Source organism: Mycobacterium sp. SVM_VP21 (assembly GCA_024758765.1).
Classification (GTDB): Bacteria; Actinomycetota; Actinomycetes; order Mycobacteriales; family Mycobacteriaceae; genus Mycobacterium; species Mycobacterium heraklionense_C.
Genome location: CP101406.1, coordinates 658,251 through 682,787 on the forward strand (window position 1 = coordinate 658,251; position 24,537 = coordinate 682,787).

The window sequence follows — 24,537 nt, forward strand, 5'->3', positions numbered from 1 at the left end:
CGCTCCCCCAGCGGCATGGGCGACCGGCAGACCGAGTCCGCAAGGCGACGTACTTGTCACCACTCGGCGAGACCGTGTACGGTCTTGTCCATACCCTTACCCCCTAGGGGTATAGATAAAGGGAGGAACTCATGACGTCGGCGACGGCAGTGGATTGGCACTTGCGAGGCGAGTGGTTTGACGTGTGCAGCTGCAAGCTGCCCTGCCCGTGCAGTTTCGCCCAGGAACCCACCCACGGAGACTGCCTGTTCACCCTGGTTTGGCAGGTCCACGAGGGGCACTACGGCGACATCGATCTCGCCGGCCTGGGCGTGATCGCCCTCGGTGAGTTCGAGGGAAACATGTGGGTCGACGATCCCGACACCACGATGAAATTGATGTTTTACATCGACGCCAAAGCGGACACGGACCAGCGCTACGCCCTCGAGCGCATCTTCACTGGGAAAGCGGGCGGTTGGCCGGGCGAATTCGGCAGCCTGATCGGCACGCTGGACAAGATCGAGTACGCACCGATCGCCTTTGAAGCCGCCGATGATCTGGCGTACTGGCGCGCGGAGATACCGGGCAAGGTCGACGTACGTGTCGAGGCGCTCACGGGCCCGACGTCGGATCCGAACCGGCGGGTCACCACCGTCAACGCACCAGGCGCGGAGGTCGGCCCGGGCCAGGTGGCGACGTGGGGCGTAGTCAAACGCGACCAGGCAAAGGGTTTCGACTACTCCCACGAATACCGCGGCGGCTCAAGCAAACACTTCCCCTTCGACTGGCAACCGCACCCGGATAGCCCAGGAGCTGAGCAGGACAGTGCGGGCGTTGACAGTCGTTCAGGCTGCCATTGCGGCACCTAAAGCACCGCAGAAGAAGCGATTTCACCACCACCGAAAGGAAAGACGATGGGAATCTTCCGCAAACTCAGCACCAAGTTCGGTGAGCACAAGCGCCGAGTTGCCGCCACATCGGCCTACACCGGCATCGCGGTGGCAGTCTTCGTCGCCGGAGCCTGGGCAGGGTCATCCGGAGCACTCACCTTGGGCCCGACTCCGGCTATGACGTCGCACGCCATGCATGCACCCGAGGCCAACGGCCATGAACCCGAGGAATCATGCTGCGACAAGCCGATGCCCGACGGCGCGATGGGCCCCAACATGATGAAGCACGGCGAGATGGGCCACGACGAGATGGGCCCGAACATGAAGAAGCACGGCGAGATGGGCCACGACGAGATGGGCCCGAACATGAAGAAGCACGGCGAGATGCCACGCGACGAAATGGGGCCCAACAAGCCTATGAAGCCAGGCATGCCCATGCACAAGTCGGACAAGAAGTGCTGCGACAAGCCGTGATTCGCGACCGGAAAGGGAGCCCTCGTGCTTGACACCATCAATGGCCTACCGGTACATCCGCTGCTTGCACACCTGGTCGCGACCTTGGTTCCCGTGACCGCCCTACTGGCCGTACTTGCCGTGCTCTGGCCCGGCGCACGACGCCGCATCAGTGGCACCGCGTTGTTCGTCGCGGTGGGCACGCTGATCGCGATCCCGCTGACCACGACGGCCGGCAGCCGGCTCCAGCAACGGGTGATGGGAGGTGAGATCCTCCAGCGTCACGCCGCGCTAGGGGCTCAGCTGGTCCTGTGGTCCGCGCTGCTCACCATCGCCATGATCGGGTGGTGGGCGCTGCATACCCCACTGTTTGCCGACGAAGTGGGCACGATGTCACCGGCGATCCGTCGCATCGGCATCACCGTCACCGGAGCAGGCACTCTGGTGTTCGCGGCCGCGTCGACGTGGCTGGTCATCCGCATCGGCCACACCGGCGCTCAGTCGATGTGGGGCGGCATGGGATGTTGACGATAAGTGTTGGGTTCGCTTGGCCCGGAACCTGGTTGGGATACTCACCCAGACCCGGACCTCACCAACTGTCCCAGTGCGCCACCTGCTCGGCCGGCAGCCGCTGGGCCGGCTTGAAGTCGGTGCCCTTGGTGTAGGCGATCGGGAACAGCCCGCCCTGGCTGTACTCCTCGTACGGGATGCCGAGCACCTCGGCGGCCTGCTTCTCGCCGTCCCCGAGCAGGTGCAGCGTCGTCCAACAGGAACCCAGTCCACGGTTGCGCAACGCCAGGCAGTAGCTCCACGCGGCCGGGAACAGCGACGCCCAGAACGACGCACTGAGCCCCAGTCCTCCCGTCTCGGGCCGGCCCTCCAGACACGGGATCATCAGCACCGGTACGTCCTGCAGGTTCTCCGCCAGATATTTGGCTGAGCCGCTGACGAACTCCATCCGTTCGCTGCGCACGTCGCCGTCGCCGTAGTCGGGCTTCATCCGGTTCAGATACGGCATGGCGTTCGCCCGGTAGATGTCGGCGAGCGCCTGCTTCTTGACCGGGTCGGTGACAAACATCCACTGCCAGCCCTGAGCGTTGGATCCGGTGGGCGCCTGCAGAGCGATCTCAAGACACTCCATCAGCACCTCGCGGGGAACCGGCTTGTCGAGATCGAGGCGTTTGCGGACCGATCGCGTGGTGGTCAGGACTTCGTCGGCGGACAAGTTGAGGTTCATGGATGGAGGTTACCGTCGATGCCTACCGGAAATCCCGAGAGCGCGAACTCACAGTCAACTCAAGAGAGCCCAGCCGATCGGCCAGCACGGTGACCGCCCCGCTGGCGTTCTGCACCCGCCCGCGGATCAGCAGTGCCATCGCGGTCTGCGCCAGCCGTCGATGCCGCTGCCACACCCCCGGCGTACACAGCACATTGACCATCCCGGTCTCGTCCTCGAGGTTGACGAACGTGACCCCGCGGGCGGTCGCCGGCCGTTGCCGGTGCGTCACCGCCCCGGCCACCAGCACCCGGGTGCCGTCGGGCACGCTCAGCAGCTGGTCGGCGGGAATCACCCCGAGTGCATCGAGGTCGGCGCGCAGGAACTGGGTCGGGAAGCTGTCTGGGGACACCCCGGTGGCCCACACATTGGCGGCGGCAAGCTCGATCGCGCTCATCCCCGGCAGCGCTGGAGTCTGCGTCGCCACCCCCACCCCGGGCAGCCGGTCCGGCCGCTGCCCCGCCGCTGCCGCGGCCGTCCACAGTGCCTCGCGGCGCGAAATACTGAAGCAGTCAAACGCGCCTGCGGTCGCCAGCGCCTCGGCCTGTGCCGCCGAAAGCTGAACCCGGGCAGTCAAATCCAGGAGTGAAGCGAATGGCCCATGAGCTTCACGGTCGGCCACCAGCCGCTCAGCGAGGTCAGTACCGATGCCACGGACGACGCCCAGTCCGATCCGGACCTGCGTTCCGGCTTCGGCCAATGTGGCGTGCGCCAGGCTGGCGTTGACGTCCGGGCCGTGTACGACGATTCCGTGCCGGCGGGCATCGGCCACCAGTGACTGCGGCGAGTAAAAACCCATCGGCTGTGCCCGCAGTAGCGCGGCGCAGAACGCCGCCGGGTAGTGCAGCTTGAACCAGGCCGAGTAGAACACCAGCGACGCGAAGCTCATCGCGTGGCTCTCCGGAAATCCGTAGTTGGCAAAGGCTTCCAGCTTCTCGTAGATCCGGTCGGCCACCTCACCGGTGATGCCGTGACACTGCGCCATGCCGTCATAGAACCGGGTGCGCAGCTGTCGCATTCGCTCGGTGGACCGTTTAGAACCCATGGCCCGGCGCAGCTGGTCGGCTTCGGCCGGCGAGAACCCCGCACAGTCGACGGCGAGTTGCATCAGCTGTTCCTGAAACAGCGGCACCCCCAGCGTCTTGCGCAGCGCTGGTTTCATCGACGGGTGCTCGTACTCAACCAAGGCCTGACCATTGCGCCGCTGGATGTAGGGGTGCACCGAGCCGCCCTGGATCGGTCCCGGGCGGATCAGCGCGACCTCCACCACCAGGTCGTAGAACACCCGCGGCTTCAGCCGCGGCAGGGTGGCCATCTGGGCGCGCGATTCCACCTGAAACACCCCGACGGAATCCGCCCGGGTCAGCATCTCGTACACCGCGGGCTCGGACAGGTCGATTCGGGCGAAGTCCACCTTCACACCCTGATGTTGCGCCACCAGGTCTTTCATATAGTGCAGCGCCGAGAGCATGCCCAGCCCCAGCAGGTCGAATTTCACTAGACCGATGGCCGCACAGTCGTCTTTGTCCCACTGCAGCACGCTGCGTCCGGGCATCCGGGCCCATTCCACCGGGCACACGTCGGCGATCGGGCGGTCACAGATCACCATGCCGCCGGAGTGGATGCCCAGATGCCGAGGAAGGTCGGCGATCTGGGTCGCCAAGTCGATCACCGATTCGGGAATGCCTTCCGTATCGGAGGATTCAGCCACCCCATGCCACCGGCCGACCTGCTTGCTCCAAGCATCCTGCTGTCCTGGAGAGAAGCCCAGCGCCCGGGCCATGTCGCGCACCGCGCTGCGACCCCGGTAGGTGATGACGTTGGCGACCTGGGCGGTGTAGTCCCTCCCGTAGCGCTTGTAGACATACTGGATGACTTCTTCGCGCCGGTCCGACTCGATGTCGATGTCGATGTCGGGGGGCTCGTCGCGCTCCGACGACAAGAACCGCTCGAACAGCAGCCCATTGCCCACCGGATCCACCGCGGTGACACCGAGGGCGTAGCAGACCGCGGAGTTGGCCGCCGATCCCCGGCCCTGACACAGGATGTCACTCTCCCGGCAGAACCGGGTGATGTCGTGCACCACCAGGAAATAGCCCGGAAAGCCCAGCTTGGCAATGACATTCAGCTCATGCTCGATCTGCGTGTACGCCTTCGGCGACCGCTCCGGCGACCCGTAACGCCTCCGCGCGCCGGCCAGGGTCAACCGGCGCAGCCAACTGTCCTCGGTATACCCGGCCGGCACCTCGAAGGGTGGCAGCTGCGGAGCGATGAGCTGCAGCGCGAAGGCACACTGCTCGCCGAGTTCGGCCGCAGACGTGACCGTCCCGGGATATTGCGCGAACAATCGGGCCATCTCTGCACCAGACCGCAGATGCGCCCCGCCCAGCGGAGCCAGCCGGCCGGCAGCGATGTCCAAAGACTGCCGGGCTCGGATCGCTCCCATCGCCATCGCCAGCCGGCCTCGGTCCGGCCGGGCGAAATGCGCGCCGGTGGTGGCCACCAGCCCCACCCCGAACCGGGGCGCCAGGGCGGCCAGTGCCGCATTGCGCTCGTCGTCGTATGGGTCGAAGTGCCGGGTCAGCTCCACGCTGACCCGCGCGGCCCCGAACCGGTCGACCAGGTCGGCCAGCGCGGCGGCGGCCGCATCCGGGCCACCGGTGGCCAGCGCCTGGCGGACGTGGCCCTTGCGGCAGCCGGTCAGGATGTGCCAGTGCCCGCCCGCCGCCTCGGTCAGCGCATCCAGATCGAAACGCGGCCTGCCCTTCTCGCCGGCCAGGTGCGCGGCGGCGATCTGCCGCGACAACCGCCGATAACCCTCCGGGCCACGGGCCAGCACCAGCAGGTGCGGACCGGGCGGGTCCGGGTCATCGGTACGAGCCACCCTCCCCAGCGACAACTCGGCGCCGAACACGGTGCCTATCTGAAGGCCCGCAGCCTCCAGCTCGGCGGCCGCCTCGGCGAACCGCACCACCCCATATAAACCGTCGTGATCGGTCAGCGCGATCGCCCGCAGGCCCAGCCGGGCGGCCTCGGCGACCAGCTCCTGCGGGTTGCTGGCCCCGTCCAGAAAGCTGTACGCCGAGTGCGCGTGCAACTCGGCATAAGGCGGGGAAGACAGGGAAGATGCCGTCCGCCCAGCCGGCCGGAGCGGCTCGACCTGCGGGAACGACGAGCCGTGATCCGCCGACACACCGGCCGCAATACCGGTGTGACGAGGCTTACCATCGAGCACCCGCTCCATTTCCGCCCAGCTCGGCGGCCCACTGCCCCAGCCCATACCCTTCACGATATCGAACATATGTGCGAGACGGTCTGGGATGGGTGTGAAAAAGAACTTTGATGCACTAATCTGTGTCAGATTCCGGCACGATGCGAAAGGGCCACTGCTTTCATGTTCGGCGCTCTCAGACGCGCGTGGTTACCCCTGCTCATCGTCATAGTCGTCGCGGTAGGGGGGTTCACCGTGCAACGAGTCCGCGGCTTCTTCGGAGCCGACGACAGTGGCTCAGGATCTACCCCCTTCGAGGACACCAAGCCGTTCCACCCCAAGGTCGTGGTCTACGACATCTTCAGCCCGGACGGCACCTACGCCGACATCAACTATCTGGACCTCGACGCCACCCCGCAGCGGATCGACGGCGCCAGCCTGCCGTGGTCGCTGACCCTGTCGACCACCAACCCGGCGGTGAGCCCCAACATCGTCGCCCAAGGTGACGGCGCCACCATCGGCTGCCGCGTCACCATCGACGGCGTCATCAAAGAAGAAAGAATCGCCACCGGCCCCGTGAGCGCCCAGACCTTCTGCATTGTGAAATCCGCATGAGCAAGCACACCAGCGACGAGACCCCGACCGACACACTGCCGGCGTCGCCGCAGCCCAAGCGCGGCGGCATCCCGGCATGGATCCGCCGGCTCGCGGTGCCTATCATCTTGGCCTGGTTAGCGATCACCGTCCTGGTGAATGTCGTTGTGCCGCAACTCGACGAAGTCGGGAAGATGCGCGCGGTGTCCATGGCCCCCCGCGATGCTCCGTCGATGATCGCGATGATGCGCATCGGCAAGGTGTTCGACGAGTTCAAATCGGACAGCTCGGCGATGGTGGTCCTCGAAGGCGACCAGCCGCTCGGCGACGACGCGCACAAGTATTACGACCAGCTGGTCGCCAAGATGGAGGCCGACCACACCCACGTCGAGCACATCCAGGACTTCTGGAGCGACCCGCTGACCGCGGCGGGGTCGCAGAGCCCGGACGGCAAAGCCGCCTACGTTCAGGTGTATCTGGCCGGCAACATGGGCGAGACCCTGGCCAACGAGTCGGTCGAGGCCGTCCAGCAGATCATCGCCGACACCCCGGCACCTGAGGGGGTGCACGCCTACGTCACCGGTGGGGCCGCCCTCAACGCCGATCAGCACATCGCGGGCGACAAAAGCCTGAAGATCATCACCGCGCTGACATTCGTGGTGATCATCACGATGCTGCTGTCCATCTACCGGTCGATCGGCACGGTGCTGTTGGTGCTGGGCATGGTGGTCTTCGAGCTGAGCGCTGCCCGCGGCGTGGTGGCCGTGTTGGCCTACTACAACATCATCGGCCTGTCGACGTTCGCGGTGAACCTGCTGGTGACACTCGCGATCGCCGCCTCGACGGACTACGCGATCTTCCTGCTGGGCCGCTATCAAGAGGCCCGAGCGCTCGGCGAGGACAAAGAGTCGGCCTTCCACACCATGTATCACGGCACCGCGCACGTGATCTTGGGCTCGGGTCTGACCATCGCCGGTGCCACCTTCTGTCTGCACTTCACCCGACTGCCCTACTTCCAGTCGCTGGGCGTTCCCCTGGCGATCGGCATGGTGGTCGTGGTTCTCGCGGCGCTCACGTTCGGTTCCGCGGTCGTGGCGGTGGCCAGCCGCTTCGGCATGCTGGAACCCAAGCGGGCGATGCGGATCCGCACCTGGCGCCGGATCGGCGCGATGATCGTGCGCTGGCCGGGGCCGGTGCTGGTGGCCACCACGGCGGTCTGCCTGATCGGCCTGCTCACGCTGCCGGGTTACAAGACCAACTACAACGACCGGCAGTACCTGCCGGACTACGTGCCGGCCAACATCGGCTACGCCGCCGCGGACCGGCACTTCTCCCAGGCCCGGATGAGTCCGGAACTGCTGATGATCGAGACCGACCACGACCTGCGCAACCCGGCCGACTTCCTGGTGATCAACCGGATCGCCAAGCGGGTGTTCGAGGTGCCGGGCATCGGGCGAGTGCAGACCATCACCCGGCCGCTGGGCACGCCGATCGAACACACCACGATCCCGTTCGCGATGAGCATGCAGGGCACCACCCAGCAGCTGAACATGAAGTACCAGCTCGACAGCATGAAGAACATGCTCAAGATGGGCGACGACATGCAGGTGTCGATCGACAGCATGAAGGAGATGCTCAAGGTCACCACCGAGATGTCGGCGACCACCCACAGCATGGATCTCAAGATGCACCAGATGCTCGACGACATCCAGAAGATGCGCGACGCGATCGCCGACTTCGACGACATGTGGCGCCCGATGCGCAGCTACTTCTATTGGGAGCCGCACTGTTTCGACATCCCGATCTGCTGGTCGATCCGGTCGATCTTCGACGTGATGGACGGCCTCGACCAGATGACCGAGGACTTCGAAAAGGTCCTGCCCGACATCGACAACCTCGACAAGCTGATGCCGCGGATGATGCAGATCATGCCGCCGATGATCGAGACCATGTCGAACATGCGGGTCACCCAGCTGAAGATGCAGTCCACCATGGAGGGCCTGCAGCTTCAGATGGAGAAGATGATGGAGGGCCAGAACGCCATGGGCAAGGCGTTCGACGACTCCAAGAACGACGACTCGTTCTACCTGCCGCCCGAGGCGTTCGACAACCCCGACTTCAAGCGCGGCATGAAGATGTTCCTGTCCCCCGACGGGCACGCGGTGCGGTTCATCATCAGCCATGAGGGCGACCCGATGTCCCCGGAGGGCGTCAGCCACATCGCGCCGATCAAGCACGCCGTGCACGAGGCGCTCAAGGGCACCCCGCTGGAGGGCTCCAAGGTCTATCTCGGCGGTACCGCGGCCATGTTCAAGGACATGAAGGACGGGTCGGCCTACGACCTGATCATCGCCGGCATCGCGTCGCTGTGCCTGATCTTCATCATCATGCTGCTGATCACCCGGGCCGTGGTGGCCTCGGCGGTGATCGTCGGCACGGTGCTGCTCTCACTGGGCACGTCGTTCGGGATCTCGGTGCTGATCTGGCAGCACATCATCGGCCTGGACCTGCACTGGATGGTGCTGGCGATGTCGGTGATCATCCTGTTGGCGGTGGGTTCGGACTACAACCTGTTGCTGGTATCCCGGATGAAGGAAGAACTCCCCGGCGGAATCAACACGGGCATCATCCGCGCCATGGGCGGCAGTGGCTCCGTGGTCACCTCGGCGGGCCTGGTGTTCGCGTTCACCATGATGTCGATGCTGGTCTCCGACCTGCGCGTAATCGGTCAGGTGGGTTCCACCATCGGCCTGGGTCTGCTCATCGACACCCTGGTGATCCGCTCGTTCATGACGCCGTCGATCGCCGCGCTGCTGGGCCGCTGGTTCTGGTGGCCGCAGCGAGTGCCGTTGCGGCCGAGTCCGGTGGCGCAGCAGGCCATGGCCCGGGCGAGCGAACCGGCGTCGGTCAGCTGACGCTGGCCGCTATGCCGGCGGGCGGACAACGACGACCGGTGTGTGGGCCGACTGCACCACCGCCTGGCTGACCGAGCCCAGCAGCATGCCGGTGAAGCCGCCGCGGCCGTGGCTGCCCACCACCACCAGCTGAGCCTCCTGGGATTGGTCGACGAGTTGGTCGGCCGGTCGGTCATCGACCACCACTCGGCGCACCGTGACGTCGGGGTAGCGCTCCCGCCAGCCCGCCAACCGTTCGGCCAGGGCCAACTCGCCTTCGGACGCCATCGCCGCCGTGTCGATGCCGGGGAAGTCCAGCAGTCCGGTGTCGTGCCAGGCATACACCGCGATCAGTTCCACCCCGCGCAGCGAGGCTTCTTCGAATGCCAGCGCCGTTGCGGCCTCCGACACCGGGGACCCGTCGATACCGACGACCACCGGGGCGGTGTCGGGGCGCAGATGGTCTTCGTGGATGACCACGACCGCGCAGTGCGCATGCCGCACCAACGACGAGCTGACCGAGCCGAGCAACAGCCGGCGCATCCGCCCGTGCCCGCGAGAACCGACCACCAGGCGGGCGGCCTCGCGGCTCATGTCCACCAGCATCGGCACCGTGGATCCCACGACGGTCTCCGCGGTGACCCGGGTCGCGCCGGCCGCCTCGGCGATCTCGACGGCCTCGCGCAGGTAGCGCTCGCCCTGATCACGCTGCCACTCGGTGTAGCCGGGCGGCATCGGTGTCTCGGGGAACGTCATCACCACCGGGGAGGCCAGCACGTGCACCAGGATGAGTGGCAGGTTGTGCAGCGCGGCGTCACGCGCCGCCCAATCGACTGCGGCTACCGACGACGGTGATCCGTCGACACCGACCAGGATTCCGGGAGTGGACGACATCGGGGCTCCCTACCTTTCTCTTTGCGCTCGACGACCTCTCTAGACCCCTACCACGCTAATCGGAGCGCGGCTGTGGCACCGTGGTGGACATGGTTGGCATGTCGGTCACGATCGACCCGCGCCGGCATGACGCGGTGCTGTTGCGGCTCGACGGGGGTGCCGACACGGCGGCGTTGACCGAACGGCTCCGGCAGGCGGGCGTGCGGGTGGCCGCGGTCGCCGAGGCAACTTCCGACGGTTCAGGCGCCGAACTGGTGGCTGCCGCCACCGGGTTGGCGGTGCGGCCGGGCCGCTGCGTGGTACTCACCGACTCCGAATCGGGGGTAATCTCCGCTCGCAGTGCCGGATTCGCCCTGGTGATCGGTGTGGGATGCGATGGCGGTGACGCGGTGGTGGCTGATCCGAACGCGGTGCAGGTGCGTACCGGCGATCGGCCGATGTCGGCGTTGCCGGATGCGATGACGGCTGCCGAGTTGCGCGACCTCGATCACCCGGCGGTGTTCTTCGATTTCGACGGGACTCTCTCGGACATCGTCGACGATCCCGACGCGGCCCGACCGGTGGCCGGCGCGGTGGATGCGTTGGCCGCGTTGGCCGCCCAATGCCCGGTCGCGGTGCTGTCCGGTCGCGATCTGGCCGACGTGCGGACCCGGGTGGGCTTGGACGGGATCTGGTATGCGGGCAGTCACGGCTTCGAGCTGATCGGGCCGGACGGCACCCACCACCAGAACGACGCCGCCGTCGATGCGGTGCTGGTGCTGGCCGCCGCGGCCGGCTCACTCAATGAGCAGCTCGGTGAAATCCCGGGAATCATGGTGGAACACAAACGCTTCGCCGTTGCCGTGCACTACCGCAACGCCGCCCGGGATCGGGTCGGCGAGGTACTGGCGGCGGTGCGCGAGACCGGTCGGCGCCGCGGGCTGCGGGTCACGACCGGGCGCGAGGTAATCGAGCTTCGCCCCGAGATCGACTGGGACAAGGGACGTACCCTGCACTGGCTGCTGGATCGGATGGCCGGGGTGAGCACACCGCTGTTCCTCGGCGACGACATCACCGACGAGGACGCGTTCGACGCGGTCGCCGAACTGTCGGGTTCCGGAATAGTGGTGCGGCACAACGACGACGGCGATCGTGCGACCGCCGCCCGTTATGCCCTGGAGAGTCCGGCTCAAGTCGCTGGGTTCACCGCGCGGCTGGCGGAGCGCCTGGCCGGCTGACGCACCACCGGTTACGGACCGAAGATCGGGCCCGGGCCCCACAGCGGCCCCGGGCCGCCGGTGAGCAGGCTGGCCAGCAAGATGACACCCAACACTGTCCCGGCAACCAGGAGCCAGGGACGCCAGCCCGCCAGGTTGTCCTCATCTGCTCGGCGGTGGGTGCCCAGCCAGTAAGCCAGGGCAGCCACCGACGCGAGCAATAACACCATGATCATCACCGGCTCAGCGCGGTGGTGCAGGCGGTGCCGGCGCTCCCCACCCGGGCGGCGGCGCTCCCCACCCCGGAGGCGGTGGCGGCGGCGCTCCCCACCCCGGAGGCGGTGGGCCCCACCCCGGAGGCGGCGGGCCCCACCCCGGAGGCGGTGGCGGCGGCGCTCCCCACCCGGGCGGCGGCGGGCCCCACCCCGGAGGCGGCGGTGGGCCCGGCGGCAACGGAGGAGGTGGCGGCGCCGGCCACAGCGGGGCCATGGCCGCGATCGGCGCGGGGAGCGGGGGCATCGGACCGGGCCCGAAGCTTACCGACGACCCGGCACAGCTCGCCATGGCCAGTCCTCCGACGATCAGGCCGCCGACACCGGCGGCGACCGTGGTGAACCACGGCCGTTTGATCAGCCGTCGCGCCGGGCTGTCGGGAGTGGGCGTCGGGCTGGGGGGTGCGGTCGAAGTTTCGACATGTTCCGAATCAGTCATGATTTCCTCCGTCCGTCGTGCACTGCTGCCATCAACGCTGCGCCACAACGCTGAAGCGCAGCTGAAAACATGCGCCTGGAGCCGGTTTGCTCAGCTCGGCTTCAGCAATCGGGCGGTCACAATGGCAGGGTGCACAACAGCGCACCCAGGGTGCTGGTGGTAGAGGATTCCGACGCGATCCGCGAGACGGTGGTGGTGGCGCTCGCGGACGCCGGATTCGTCAGCGGCGGACGGGTCGACGGTCGCGGTCTGGAGGACGTGTTACCGGCATTCCGCCCGGATCTGGTGGTGCTCGACGTGATGTTGCCGGGCCGGGATGGATTCGCCCTGATCGATGTGGTGCGCGACTACGGCGACACCGGGATCATCCTTCTCACCGCCAAAGACGCACTCGACGATCGGCTACGCGGGCTGGACACCGGCGCCGACGACTATGTGGTCAAGCCATTCGAATTGGCCGAACTGCTGTCCCGTATCGCAGCGGTGCTACGACGGCGTGGACGAGTGCCGTCGGCGATTCAGGTCGGCGACTTGGTGGTCGACCTGGAGGCCGGCGTGGTGAGCCGTGCCGGTGCGGTACTGGAGCTGACCGGCACCGAACTCAAGTTGCTCGGCTATCTCGCCGAGCAGCGTGGCCGGACCGTGAGCAAGGACCGGATCCTGGCGGCGGTGTGGGGCTACGACGCCTACGACGCCAACCTCGTCGAGGTCTACGTCAGCGGTCTGCGCCGCAAACTGGAGGCCCACGGGCCGCGAATGCTGCACACCGTCCGCGGTGTCGGCTATCGGCTGGCGGCCGCCCGCCCATGAGCACTCCCACCCCATCGCTGCGCCGGCGGGCGACGGTCGCCACGGTCGGCGTGATCGCTGCACTGCTGCTCGTGCTGGGCGTAGCCGGCGACCAGCTGCTCGGCGCACAACTCAACCGTGACCTACGGGCGCGGCTCGACGACACCGCCGTTCGTGCCGCCAATCTCGTCGAGGCCGGGGTGAGTCCGGCCGCTCTGGTAACCCAGTTGCAAGGCAACGATATTCGCGTTCAGGTGATCAGTCGGGACGGCGCCGCCTACGGCGATCTGTCCCTTCGGCCCGCACCATGGCAACCTCCGCCGCCACCACCCCCGCCACCGCCGGCATGGGGTCCGCCGCCCCCGCCACCTCCGGGATGGGGGCCGCCGCCACCACCGCCACCCCCGGGATGGGGGCCGCCGCCACCACCGCCCGGCGGGCCACCGCCACCGCCCCCGCCCGGTGGGCCACCGCCGCCACCAGCACCACCGCTCGGCCAGTGGACGAGCACCACGGTGACCCGCCTGCTGCCGGACGGTTCGACACTCACCCTGGTGGCCGACACCTCGGGAATCAGCGCACGCCACGCAGAGCTCCGGCATGACCTGCTGATCGGCGGCACGATCGGGCTCGGATTGGTCGCGTTGCTCGTCGGCCTCGCCGCCGCCCGGGCACTGGCCCCGTTGCAGCGGATGACCGCGACCGCACAGCTGATCGCCCGCGGCGACCGGGGCCGTCGACTGCGCCCGGATCGGCCGCAAACCGAACTCGGGCAGGCTGCCGCCGCGTTCGACAGCATGCTCGACGCCCTGGAGACCGCCGAGAGCGACGCCCGCCAAGCCGCAGCCGCCGCGCAGCGAGCCGAGGCGAATACCCGCCGGTTCCTCTCCGACGCCGCACACGAACTGCGCACCCCGATCGCCGGAATTCAGGCGCTGGCCCAGCAGCTCACCGCCGACACCGGAAACGCCGCTCGCCGGCGTCGATTCGCGACCCTGCTGACGGTTGAAACCCGCCGCGCGGCTCGGCTGGTCGGCGACCTGCTCGATATCGCGCGCATTGACGCCGGGGTGGCCCTGCGCTGCGAAGACGTTGACTTAGCCGAGATCGCAGCCGCCGAAGTCGAGCGGGCCGCCATGCTGGCGCCCCACCTGACGGTCCGCCTCAGCGGGGACGGTCGAGCCCTGCCGGTCCATGCCGATCCGCAACGCATCGCGCAGATCCTGTCCAACCTGCTGGACAACGCCTGTCGGCACACCCCTCAGGGCGGCGAGATCATCGTGCGCACCGGCCGCCGCGAGCACGACCTCGAGGTAGCCGAGGTGACCGTCGTCGACACCGGCCCGGGCGTCCCGGACTCCGACCGCGAGCGGATCTTCGATCGGCTGGTCCGCCTCGACGATGCGCGCAATCGCGACTCCGGCGGAGCCGGTCTGGGCCTGTCGATCGCCAGGGCACTGGCACAGGCGCATCACGGCGGCCTCGAATGTCTGCCCAGCCAGACCGGCGCGGCATTCCGGCTCAGCCTGCCGCTGGCACCCGGGGAGAGCGCTGACTAGCAGCGTCAGACCTGGTATTCCACCGCGCCGTCGTCGAGCACCACTCGCGGGTTGGCGCCGTCGGGACCCGCGGCCTCGGTGCGAAACACTGCCTTACCCGGCTCGGTCCGCCAGATCGAGGTGGTCAGCGTCTCGCCCGGGAACACCGGGTCGGTGAACCGCGCCGAGATGGCGCTGACTCGGCTGGCGTCGCCGCCACCAAGCTCGGCAACCAGCGCACGACCAGCGAAACCGTAGGTGCACAGCCCGTGCAGGATCGGCTTGGGGAAACCGGCCAGCGTGGTGGCGAACCATGGATCGCTGTGCAGCGGGTTGCGGTCGCCGGAGAGCCGATAGAGCAGCGCCTGGTCCTCCCGGGTCGCGTACACGACGCGGGAATCCGGTTCGGTGTCGGGGATCTGCGGCGCGAGGGCCCGTTGCCCGGGTTCCCCGCCGAAGCCGCCGGCTTTGCGGATGACCAGGGTGGTCAGCGTCTCGACGACCAGTTCGGAAGTCTTCGAATCGGTGCCGCGCGCCCGCAGCATCACGACAGCGTTCTTGCCCTCACCCTTGTCCTGGATGTCGGCCACCTCGGCCACCACCTGCAGGCTTCCGGCGGGCGGCAGCGGCGCGAACAGTCGCACCTCTTGGGAGCCGTGCAGCAGCAGCGCCGGGTTGAACGTGCCGATCTTGCCGACGGCCGCAAAGCCCATGCAGCAGATGACGGCGTAGGTGGGCAACACCTGCTGCGGGGTGTCATGGCTGTTCTCGGTGGTGAACGCCAGATCGGCTGTTCCGGCGCCGACCCCGAGCGCGTAGAGCATGGTGTCGCGCTCGGTCCATGCGAACGGCATCGGGTCGGCGGTCGCGCCAATGGCCGTCGGGTCCAGTGCCACGGATTCTCCTTCACCTCGGACGAATTGGCCTCCACCATTTCAGCAGAACCGGTCCCGTCAGCGCCATCCACACGGCAGGCTGTCGAACATGGGGAAGCGCATCTGGAACCGCACCGGCACCCTGTTCGCACTGTTGGCGGCGGCGCTGGCCGCGGTCCTGGTGCTCAGCGGTTGTTCGGGGACACCGCACCCGCGCAACATCACCCTGACGCTGGTCCGGCACGCGGAATCCGAAGCCAACGCCGCCGGAATCCTCGACACGTCGGTGCCCGGTCCGGGACTGACCGAGAAAGGCCGCGTCCAGGCTCAGGAAATCGCAGATCAGCTCTCCCGCGGCCACCACGACGGTGTCTACGCCTCGTCGATGGTGCGCACTCAGCAGACCGCCGCCCCGCTAGCCCGCGAACTCGGACGTCAGGTGCAGATCTTGCCCGGGCTGCGAGAGATCAGCGCCGGTTGGTTCGGCGATAAGCCTCGATCGATAGCCGATTCGGCGTATTGGCTTGCCCCGCAGGCATGGCTTCACGGCGACCGGACCGCGGCCATCCCCGGCTCGATCGACGGCAACCAGTTCAACGACGAGTTCGGCGCCGCGGTCCAGCAGATCTACGACTCCGGCGACACCAACCCGGTGGCGTTCGCCCACGGGGCGTCGATCGCGACGTGGACGCTGATGAATGTCAAGAACCCCCGCGATGAGCTGTTGATCGACCATCCACTGCCTAACCTCGGCAAGGTGGTGCTCACCGGCAACCCAGCCACCGGCTGGAAACTGTTGGACTGGGACGGAATTCGCGCATTCTGACCTCAGGTGCCGATGAGCACATCTGACGGCTCCGATGCTCCGGCCGGCTTGACCGACACCGGGCGGGTGGAGGCGTTCAGCGACGGTGTGTTCGCGATCGCGGTGACCCTGCTGGTGCTCGACCTCAAAGCACCCGAGCACGCCCCCGGGCAACTGCTGGAGGGCCTGATCCGGCAGTGGCCGGCCTACCTCGGCTACCTTGCGTCGTTCGGCTACGTCGCGGTGATCTGGCTCAACCACCACCAGGCGTTCACCGCAATCAAACAGGTCAACAAGGGTGTACACCTGGCCAACATCGCCCTGCTGTTCACCACGGCACTCATCCCCTTTCCGACCGCGGTGCTCTCCCGCGCGTTCATCGACGGCGCTGACAGCCACGACGCGCGTACCGCCGTGGCCCTGTACGCCGGCATTCTGACAGCGATGTGCGCGAGTTGGCTGCTGCTGTTCGACCAGGTCAGCCGATGCCCCGACCGGCTGGTCGCAGATGAGGTGGATCCGCGCGTGTTCGCAGCCCAGCGGTTTCGGTCGATGACCGGGATCGTCGCCTATCTGGTGGCGGGCGTGATCGGCGTGGTGTGGTCGCCGATGGTCGCGCTGGCGGTTTTCGTCGTGATGCCGGCCTTCTACGCGATCAATATCCCGGGTATCGGACGGCGAGACTCAACTCACCATTGACGTAGCCGACCCGAGCGACCACGATGACCGCATGCGTTATGTCGTTACCGGCGGTACCGGGTTTATTGGGCGGCGGGCGGTGACGCGTCTGCTGGAGACCAGGCCGGAAGCGCAGGTGTGGGTGCTGGTGCGCCGCGCCTCGCTGGGCCGCTTTGAGGCCCTGGCCGCTGCGAACGGTCAGGCATGGGGCGAGCGGGGGAATCCGCTGGTCGGCGACCTGACGGAAGAGAATCTGGGGTTGACCGACTCGGCACTTGCCGAACTCGGCGACATCGACCATGTGCTGCACTGCGCGGCCATCTACGACATCACCGCCGGTGCGGCCGAGCAGCAGGCGGCCAACGTCGAGGGCACCCGCGCGGTGATCGGGCTGGCCCGGCGCCTGGACGCCACCTTGTCGCACGTGTCCTCGATCGCGGTGGCCGGTGACTACGCCGGCGAGTTCACCGAAGACGACTTCGACATCGGCCAGGAACTGCCGACCCCGTATCACCAGACCAAGTTCGAGGCCGAAGCACTGGTGCGTTCGGCGCCGGGGCTGCGGTACCGGATATACCGCCCGGCGGTGGTGGTGGGCGATTCCCGCACCGGCGAGATGGACAAGGTCGACGGGCCCTACTATTTCTTCCCGCTGCTGGCCAAGCTGGCGGCACTGCCCAGGCTCACCCCGATGGCCGTGCCCCACACCGGGCGTACCAACGTCGTGCCGGTCGACTACGTGGTCGACGCGCTGATCGAGCTGATGCACGCAGACGGGTACGACGGGCGCACCTTCCACCTGACCGCGCCGAAATCCATTGGCCTGCCCGACATCTACCGGGCTGTCGCAGCCGAGGCCGGACTGCCGCCGCTACGCGCCACGCTGCCCGGCGCGCTGGCAGCCCCGGTGCTCAACGTCAGTGGGCGTGCCCGGGTGTGGCGCAACATGGTGGCCACCCAGCTGGGCCTTCCCGCCGAGGTGCTCGACCTGGTGAACCTGCGGCCGACGTTCGTCGCCGACGCCACCCGTGCGGCGCTGGGAGATTCTGTCCGGCTGCCCGAGTTCGCCGACTATGCGCCGGGACTGTGGCGATACTGGGCGGCGCACCTGGATCCCGACCGCGCCCGCCGCGACGACCCGGCCGGGCCCCTGGTGGGGCGGCACGTCGTCATCACCGGGGCGTCCAGTGGTATCGGCCGGGCCTCGGCGATCGCCGTCGCCGAGCGCGGCGGCACGGTCTTCGCGCTGGCCCGCAGCGGCTCCGCACTCGACGACCTGGTCGCCGAGATCCGGGCCTCGGGCGGACAGGCCCACGCGTTCACCTGTGACGTCACCGATTCGGCGTCGGTGGAGCACACCGTCAAGGACATCCTGGGCCGGTTCGGGCACGTCGACTACCTGGTGAACAACGCCGGCCGGTCGATCCGTCGCTCGGTGACCAACTCGAGCGACCGGCTGCACGACTACGAACGCACCATGGCGGTCAACTACTTCGGCGCGGTGCGGATGGTGCTGGCCTTGCTGCCGCACTGGCGGGAACGCCGATTCGGCCACGTGGTGAACGTCTCCAGCGAAGGGGTGCTGGCGCACAGCCCCCGCTACAGCGCGTACGTGCCCACCAAGGCCGCACTGGACGCGTTCGCCGATGTGGTGTCGACCGAGACGCTGTCGGATCACATCACGTTCACCACCATCCACATGCCGCTGGTGGCCACCCCGATGATTGCGCCGTCGCGAAAGCACCTCCCGGTCGGGGCGATCAGCGCCGAGCACGCCGCGGCCATGGTGGTGCGCGGCCTGGTCGAGAGGCCGGACCGGATCGACACCCCACTGGGCACCTTGGCCGAAGCCGGCAACTACGTCACCCCCGGGCTGGCGCGCCGAGTGCTGCACCAGCTCTACCTGGGCTACCCCGACTCTCCTGCGGCGCGCGGCGTGGCACCCAGTGACACCGTTGCAGCCGTTGCGCCCGTTACGCAATCGCCTCGGCGGCAGGCGTCGCGCCGGCCGAAGCGGCCGTCGCGAGCGATCGCCAGGGTGCGGGTGCCCCGCCCGGTCAAGCGGGCGGTGCGGTTGGTTCCGGGCGTGTACTGGTGAACCTGCGCTCGTGACGCTGCCCTCACCGCCGCGAACGTGCACTGAGGACGGGATTTTTACGATTCTTCCGCTCTGAGTGCACGCTCGACGCGGCGGGCCAGGCCGAGCCGCGGGTCACTCGTACACCCCCTCCAGATACCACCGCCGCAGCCGGTAACACAGCAGCAGCGCCCGCCCGGGCGCTGCACTTCCCGGCGAGTCCTCCAGCAGCGCCTGGACCCGGGCGGTGCGCCCGGATCCCGGCCCCTCCCGCTGCGGGTCCCACCACCGCTCGTCGACCGGCCAGGGACCGGCCCACCAGCGCAGCCGGTCGTCGCGACCCCGGGCGACCAGCCACGCCGGGTCGGCGGAGAAGAGCCCCCGGCCCGTCACTCGGATCGGATTGCGTTCGGCGTCAAGCAGTTCCACCGGATCATCGAGCAGTACCGATGGCGAGGGTTCGGGGAGCCGGCCGGGCCACGGCTGGCGCGGGTCGGCTAGCGGCACCGGCTCATCCCCCAGCGGGGTCAAGGTGATGCGCTCGGCGGGGCCGCGGCCGCCGGAGAGCACCGGCACCCGCACCGCTTCGGGACCGAGCAGGCCCTGCACCCGCACCAGGGCGCGGCGGGCACGCAACCGATCTTCCTCCCCGAGGCCGCCCCACAGCGGCAACTGCAGCGCCTCGGTCGCCGAGAGCACCTCCACCGGCTCCAGCCGCAGCAGCGTCACCGGACCGGTCGGCCGGTCGGAGCCGACGCGGCTGTTCAACCAGCCGTCCAGCTGCCAGCGCACCCGATCCGCGGTAGCGTCCTCGGTCAACGGCTCGGCGCACCGCCACACCCGGGTCAGCTCTTCCCCGGTGTCGGTGACGGCGTGAATGGCCAGCCGGGTGCAGCCGACCCCGGCGGCCATCAGCGTCCGGTGCAGTGCACCGGCCAGCGAGCGCCCGGCGAACGCCGCGGCGTCGACCCGGTCGATCGGTGGATCGCAGTGCAGCACCGCCTCGAGATCCGGCGTGGGCTCCCGCCCGGACGGCCCGCGTTCCGGCTCGGCGCGGGCGAACCTGTGCGCGATGAGCGCATCGGGGCCAAACCGCGAGGTGACATCCGGACGGGGCAGCGCAGCGAATTGCCCAATGGTTCGAATTCCCAGGCGCCACAACAGGTCGACCAGGCCGTCCCGCCCGGGCCCGGACAGGCTGGGCTCGGCGGCAAGCTGGCGGATCGACAGCGCCGACAGGAATCGGGCGTCTCCCCCAGGCGGCACCACGGCTCCGGCACGTGCGGCGAGCACCGCGGTGGAGAGCCCATCGGCGATCCCGACCTGGCATTCAACATCGGTCGCGGCCACTGCATCGACGAGGCGTTCAGCGGCCCGCTCCTCGGAGCCGAAGGCGCGCACCGCACCGCGCACCGACACCACCAGCAGCCCGGGCCGCAACACCTCAGCAGCCGGCATCAGTTCGTCGACCGCAGCCAGGACCGGCTCAAACAGCCGGGCATCACGATCGGTGTCGGCGGCCACCACATGCAGCGCTGGACAGCGGGCCGCCGCTTCTCGGCGTCGCAGCCCACGCCGGACCCCCGCCGCACGGGCACCCGCCGAACAGGCGATCACCCGGTTGGCCAGAGTGACCGCGATCGGCGCGGTGGCCGGCAGCCCCGCCGCGGCCGCCGCGGCGACCGCGGGCCAGTCCATGCACCACAGCGCCAGTACTCGAGAGTCGGCCATGAGCAGGCTCGCTACCCGGCCCTGGTTCGCCCGGCCGCGCGTCCGGCGGCCCGCACCTCGAGCCGCACCGCGCCGATCCGCCCGAAGCCGGAGATGGCGCCGCAGCCCGTCATCTTGTCGCCTACCGTCTCATAGCCGCTCACCCGGGCGTCCAACTGCAGCGCCGCGCCCTGCCAGGCGCCGCCGGAGACCAGCAGGACGCAGCCACGGTGACGCGCGCGGGCCAGCACCACCCGGGTGCGCGCCGGCGGCACCGATCGGCCGCCCAGTCCGAGCACCACCACATCCATGCCGTCCATCAGCACCGTGGCCACCTCCACCGGGTCGTTGCCGGGGTCGGGGATCACCGCGAGCCGGCTCAGGTCGGCGCCCATCTCGGAGGCGGCCAGCAGCCCGAGATCGGGCTGACCGACGATGGCTGCGTTGCCGCCGGCCGCCGTCACCGTGGCCACCATGCTCAGCATCAGCGAGCGGGCCCCCGAGAGCACCGCCACCGTGCCGCGCGGCAGTCCGGCGGGCAACACCCCGGCCAGCAGCGACGGGACGGGCAGGGCGGCTTCGAAAACCGGGCCGGCCGGCGCCGTTGCAGCCGACGGTCCGGCCCCCCGCCGGCCCGCACCCACCTTGCCCGACACCGCCGCCATCTGCCGACGCAGCTGTTCCAGCTGGTCGGCGCGATTTTCTCCGGAGCTATGGCGTTGCCCCAAGTCCACCGCCGCCGTCATGATCGCCTCCGGAAAACACTCGAATATGTTCGAAACTATGTTCGATTGACCCGAGTGAACACTTCCCCACCGACAACCGTCAAGCCGGATCTCGTGGCGGCGCATCAACGGCCTCTCGCGCCCCATCAGCACCGCGTCAACGGCCGTCAACCACCAACGGTTGGTACATAGTTCAAAATATGTAACACTGTTCCGCATGGCCCAATCCGTGGAGACCGACGCGGCTACCGACGCCCTGCCGCTGGGGCCGCAGTCCCTGGTGTGGCGCTACTTCGGGGACAACCGGATGTTCTTGATCGGGCCGCGGCCCGCGGTGCTGCAGAACATGCTCGCCGAACTCGGCCAGGGCGTACTGGACCACTCGGTGTTCTTCAGCGACACCGCCGCCCGCATCAAACGCTCGCTGCCGCCGATCTTCATGACCGTCTACGGCGACGAGTCGGACAACACCGGCCAGCAGGTGCGCGACTTCCACCGCGACATCAAGGGTTTCATGCCCCCCGGGCAAGGAAAAGCAAACCGGTATCACGCCCTGGATCCCGAGACCTACTACTGGGCACACGCCACCTTCGTCGAGCAGGTGCTGTACTTCGCCGACACCTTCGTCAAGCGGCTGACCCCGGCCGAGAAGGAGCGGATCTACCTCGAATCGAAGACCTGGTATCGCCGCTACGGTGTCAGCGATCGGGCTATGCCGGCCGACTACGCCGCGTTCGAGCGCTACTGGAATCAGATGCTGGACAAGGTTCTCGTCGACCACCCGACCGCCAAGTACGGCGTCGGCTATGTCACCAAGGGCTTTCCCTGCCCCAAGGGAGTGCCGCCGGCGCTGTGGCGGGCGATCTCGGTGGTCTTCAATCCGCTCGCAGCGTTTCTCACCACCGGCGGTATGCCGCCGAGCACCCGTGCCCAACTGGGCCTGCCGTGGAGTGAGCGACAGGCGCGGCGTTATCAGCGGTTCGCCGCGGTCTGCCGGTCGCGGCCGGTTAACTGGGCGTGGGATCATTTGCCGATGCGACTGCGCTACAACCAATTCGCCTATGCCGGCTACACCCGGGGCTGACCCGGCGACCACCGCCATCCTCGATGCCGCGGTCGCCGAGTTCGAGCAGCACGGCTTCCGGCGGGTCGCACTCGACGACGTCGCTCGCCGCGCGCGAGTCAGCCGCACCACCATCTATCGCCGGTTCGCCGGCCGCGATGAGCTGGTCGCCGCGGTCATCGACCGGGAGAATGCCGCGCTCTACGACGACATTGCCGCCGAGCTGAAAAACTCTGGGCCCCAGTCGAATTACTATGTCGAGGCGTTCACCGCGGCGATCATGCAGTTTCGCCGGCATCGGGTGCTCAACCGGATGATCACCGACGAGCCGGCGCTGGCGCTGGAACTGGGCCAACGGCACTACGACGCGATCGTGGACCGGATGTCCGAAGCGCTGCGAGTGATCTTCCCGGCCGGATTCGCCGAACGCATCGGCGCGGCGGTGGTCACCGAATTGGCCGACACCATCCTGCGCTACGCCGCGATGGCACTGTTATTGCCGTCGCGCGAACCGCTGGATTCCGCCGAGGACATCCGCACATTCGCGACCGTGCATTTTCTGCCGAGTCTTCCCCCGGCACTACGCCAAGTGCCGGTGTAGCGGCTACTCCCACTCAATAGTGCCGGGTGGTTTGCTGGTGATATCCAACACCACGCGGTTGACCTCAGGAACCTCATTGGTTATCCGGGTTGAGATCCGCTCCAGCACCTCGTAGGGCACCCGAGTCCAGTCGGCGGTCATGGCGTCCTCACTGGACACCGGCCGCAGCACGATCGGATGGCCGTAGGTCCGGCCGTCGCCCTGCACCCCCACCGAACGGACATCGGCCAGCAGCACCACCGGGCACTGCCAGATCTGGTGGTCCAGACCGGCGGCGGTCAACTCCTCGCGGGCTATCGCGTCGGCCGCCCGCAATGTTGCCAACCGCGGGCCGGTGACCTCGCCGACGATCCGGATGCCCAGCCCGGGACCCGGGAACGGTTGGCGCGCAACGATCTCCTCCGGCAGTCCCAACTCGCGCCCGACCGCGCGCACCTCGTCTTTGAACAGCAGCCGCAGCGGCTCGACGAGGCTGAACTTCAAGTCGTCGGGCAGCCCGCCGACATTGTGGTGGCTTTTGATGTTCGCAGTGCCGGTACCCCCGCCGGATTCCACCACGTCCGGATACAACGTGCCCTGGACCAGGAACTCGACGCCGTCTTTAGAAGCGTCGTGGTCTCCCAAGGTGTCTCGCACCGCACCCTCGAAGGCCCGGATGAACTGGCGACCGATGATCTTTCGCTTGCCTTCGGGATCGGACACCCCGGACAGTGCGTCGAGGAACACCGCTTCGGCATCCACGGTGACCAGCTTGGCGCCGGTGGCGGAGACGAAGTCGTTCTGCACCTGCTCGCGTTCCCCGGCGCGCAACAGCCCATGGTCGACGAACACACACGTCAGCCGGTCACCGATGGCACGTTGCACCAGCGCCGCGGCCACGGCGGAGTCCACCCCGCCGGACAGTCCGCAGATGGCGTGACCGTCGCCGATCTGTTCGCGCACCTGCTCGATCAGCGCATCGGCGATGTTGGCGGGCGTCCAGGCCGCGTCGATGCCGGCGAACTCGTGCAGGAACCGGCTGAGCACCCGCTGCCCGTAGGGGGTGTGCAGCACCTCGGGGTGGTACTGCACCCCGGCCAATCGGCGGGCACGGTTCTCGAATGCGGCCACCGGGGCGCCCGCGGTGCCGGCCACCACGGTGAACCCGTCCGGCGCGGCGGTCACCGCGTCGCCGTGGCTCATCCACACCGGCTGGGTGCCTGGCAGGCCCGAGTGCAGCTCCCCGCCGGTCACGGTCAGTTCGGTGCGGCCGTACTCACTGGTCCCGGTGTGCTCGACGGTGCCGCCGAGCGCGGCCGCCATGGCTTGGAAGCCATAGCAGATACCGAACACCGGAATGTCGAGGTCAAACAGCGCCGGATCGAGCTGGGGGGCGCCCTCGGCGTAGACGCTGGACGGCCCGCCGGACAGCACGATCGCCAGCGGATCGCGCGCGGCGATCTCTTCGACGGTCGCGGTGTGCGGGACGACTTCGGAGAACACCCGCGCCTCCCGAACCCGGCGGGCGATCAATTGGGCGTACTGCGCGCCGAAGTCGATGACCAAGACGGGGCGAGACGATGGTGATGACACGCAAAG

Annotated in this window: 21 protein-coding genes and 1 pseudogene; 13 read left to right on the forward strand and 9 right to left on the reverse strand. The window is 68.2% G+C overall.

What is annotated here, in order from left to right:
* The first annotated feature begins 131 nt into the window (after positions 1-131).
* The 3 genes and pseudogenes from NM962_03335 to NM962_03345 all read left to right on the forward strand — a co-directional run bounded on the left by NM962_03335 (position 132) and on the right by NM962_03345 (position 1,850).
* Positions 132-773, forward strand: a pseudogene (locus NM962_03335) (DUF1326 domain-containing protein).
* Positions 774-893: 120 nt separating this feature from the next.
* On the forward strand, positions 894-1,343 hold the full coding sequence (locus tag NM962_03340) for a hypothetical protein (protein UVO13197.1): 450 nt from the start codon (positions 894-896) through the stop codon (positions 1,341-1,343).
* Positions 1,344-1,367: 24 nt separating this feature from the next.
* Complete coding sequence (locus tag NM962_03345; GenBank protein UVO13198.1) at positions 1,368-1,850, forward strand: hypothetical protein; 483 nt, start codon at positions 1,368-1,370, stop codon at positions 1,848-1,850.
* A gap of 61 nt (positions 1,851-1,911) precedes the next feature.
* Here NM962_03345 and NM962_03350 read toward each other — a convergent pair whose 3' ends face one another.
* Together NM962_03350 and NM962_03355 are read right to left on the reverse strand one after the other, a co-directional pair.
* Positions 1,912-2,559 carry a nitroreductase family protein gene (locus NM962_03350; GenBank protein UVO13199.1) on the reverse strand — a complete coding sequence of 216 codons (648 nt, stop codon included), beginning with the start codon at positions 2,557-2,559 and terminating at the stop codon, positions 1,912-1,914.
* Between the two features lie 22 nt (positions 2,560-2,581).
* The gene (locus NM962_03355; GenBank protein UVO14532.1) at positions 2,582-5,878 is read right to left on the reverse strand and encodes an error-prone DNA polymerase; all 3,297 of its coding nucleotides are present in this window, start codon (positions 5,876-5,878) and stop codon (positions 2,582-2,584) included.
* Between the two features lie 114 nt (positions 5,879-5,992).
* Here NM962_03355 and NM962_03360 point away from each other — a divergent pair, with 114 nt between their 5' ends.
* Together NM962_03360 and NM962_03365 are read left to right on the forward strand one after the other, a co-directional pair.
* Positions 5,993-6,424, forward strand: coding sequence for an MmpS family protein (locus NM962_03360; protein UVO13200.1), 432 nt, complete (start codon positions 5,993-5,995; stop codon positions 6,422-6,424).
* Positions 6,421-9,318, forward strand: coding sequence for an MMPL family transporter (locus tag NM962_03365; protein ID UVO13201.1), 2,898 nt, complete (start codon positions 6,421-6,423; stop codon positions 9,316-9,318). Before NM962_03360 ends, NM962_03365 begins: the two co-directional genes overlap by 4 nt.
* A gap of 9 nt (positions 9,319-9,327) precedes the next feature.
* Here NM962_03365 and NM962_03370 read toward each other — a convergent pair whose 3' ends face one another.
* Positions 9,328-10,191, reverse strand: a complete 864-nt coding sequence (locus NM962_03370; protein ID UVO13202.1) for a universal stress protein — start codon at positions 10,189-10,191, stop codon at positions 9,328-9,330.
* A 98-nt stretch (positions 10,192-10,289) separates the two neighbouring features.
* Here NM962_03370 and otsB point away from each other — a divergent pair, with 98 nt between their 5' ends.
* Positions 10,290-11,408 (forward strand): trehalose-phosphatase, encoded by a 1,119-nt coding sequence (otsB, locus tag NM962_03375; GenBank protein UVO14533.1) that lies wholly within the window; start codon positions 10,290-10,292, stop codon positions 11,406-11,408.
* A gap of 11 nt (positions 11,409-11,419) precedes the next feature.
* Here otsB and NM962_03380 read toward each other — a convergent pair whose 3' ends face one another.
* Positions 11,420-11,617, reverse strand: coding sequence for a hypothetical protein (locus NM962_03380; protein ID UVO13203.1), 198 nt, complete (start codon positions 11,615-11,617; stop codon positions 11,420-11,422).
* A gap of 5 nt (positions 11,618-11,622) precedes the next feature.
* Entirely contained in the window at positions 11,623-11,865 is a 243-nt protein-coding gene (locus NM962_03385) for a hypothetical protein (GenBank protein UVO13204.1), read from the reverse strand.
* A 362-nt stretch (positions 11,866-12,227) separates the two neighbouring features.
* Here NM962_03385 and NM962_03390 point away from each other — a divergent pair, with 362 nt between their 5' ends.
* Complete coding sequence (locus NM962_03390; GenBank protein ID UVO13205.1) at positions 12,228-12,908, forward strand: response regulator transcription factor; 681 nt, start codon at positions 12,228-12,230, stop codon at positions 12,906-12,908.
* On the forward strand, positions 12,905-14,446 hold the full coding sequence (locus NM962_03395; protein UVO13206.1) for a HAMP domain-containing histidine kinase: 1,542 nt from the start codon (positions 12,905-12,907) through the stop codon (positions 14,444-14,446). Before NM962_03390 ends, NM962_03395 begins: the two co-directional genes overlap by 4 nt.
* A gap of 5 nt (positions 14,447-14,451) precedes the next feature.
* Here NM962_03395 and NM962_03400 read toward each other — a convergent pair whose 3' ends face one another.
* A complete protein-coding gene (locus NM962_03400) occupies positions 14,452-15,321 on the reverse strand; it encodes a dehydrogenase (protein UVO13207.1) in 870 nt (289 codons plus the stop codon).
* Positions 15,322-15,409: 88 nt separating this feature from the next.
* Here NM962_03400 and NM962_03405 point away from each other — a divergent pair, with 88 nt between their 5' ends.
* The 3 genes from NM962_03405 to NM962_03415 are packed head-to-tail and all read left to right on the forward strand — an operon-like array spanning position 15,410 to position 18,881.
* Complete coding sequence (locus NM962_03405) at positions 15,410-16,126, forward strand: phosphoglycerate mutase family protein (protein ID UVO13208.1); 717 nt, start codon at positions 15,410-15,412, stop codon at positions 16,124-16,126.
* 12 nt (positions 16,127-16,138) lie between these two features.
* On the forward strand, positions 16,139-16,804 hold the full coding sequence (locus tag NM962_03410) for a TMEM175 family protein (protein UVO13209.1): 666 nt from the start codon (positions 16,139-16,141) through the stop codon (positions 16,802-16,804).
* A 31-nt stretch (positions 16,805-16,835) separates the two neighbouring features.
* On the forward strand, positions 16,836-18,881 hold the full coding sequence (locus NM962_03415) for an SDR family oxidoreductase (protein ID UVO13210.1): 2,046 nt from the start codon (positions 16,836-16,838) through the stop codon (positions 18,879-18,881).
* 114 nt (positions 18,882-18,995) lie between these two features.
* Here NM962_03415 and NM962_03420 read toward each other — a convergent pair whose 3' ends face one another.
* Entirely contained in the window at positions 18,996-20,591 is a 1,596-nt protein-coding gene (locus NM962_03420; protein ID UVO13211.1) for a DNA polymerase Y family protein, read from the reverse strand.
* Between the two features lie 11 nt (positions 20,592-20,602).
* Positions 20,603-21,316, reverse strand: coding sequence for a hypothetical protein (locus NM962_03425; GenBank protein ID UVO13212.1), 714 nt, complete (start codon positions 21,314-21,316; stop codon positions 20,603-20,605).
* Between the two features lie 196 nt (positions 21,317-21,512).
* Here NM962_03425 and NM962_03430 point away from each other — a divergent pair, with 196 nt between their 5' ends.
* Together NM962_03430 and NM962_03435 are read left to right on the forward strand one after the other, a co-directional pair.
* The gene (locus NM962_03430) at positions 21,513-22,379 is read left to right on the forward strand and encodes a DUF2236 domain-containing protein (GenBank protein ID UVO13213.1); all 867 of its coding nucleotides are present in this window, start codon (positions 21,513-21,515) and stop codon (positions 22,377-22,379) included.
* A complete protein-coding gene (locus NM962_03435) occupies positions 22,357-22,959 on the forward strand; it encodes a TetR/AcrR family transcriptional regulator (protein UVO13214.1) in 603 nt (200 codons plus the stop codon). The genes NM962_03430 and NM962_03435 overlap by 23 nt, the downstream gene beginning before the upstream one ends.
* A 3-nt stretch (positions 22,960-22,962) precedes the next feature.
* Here NM962_03435 and guaA read toward each other — a convergent pair whose 3' ends face one another.
* The gene (gene guaA, locus NM962_03440) at positions 22,963-24,531 is read right to left on the reverse strand and encodes a glutamine-hydrolyzing GMP synthase (protein UVO13215.1); all 1,569 of its coding nucleotides are present in this window, start codon (positions 24,529-24,531) and stop codon (positions 22,963-22,965) included.
* Positions 24,532-24,537 lie beyond the last annotated feature (6 nt).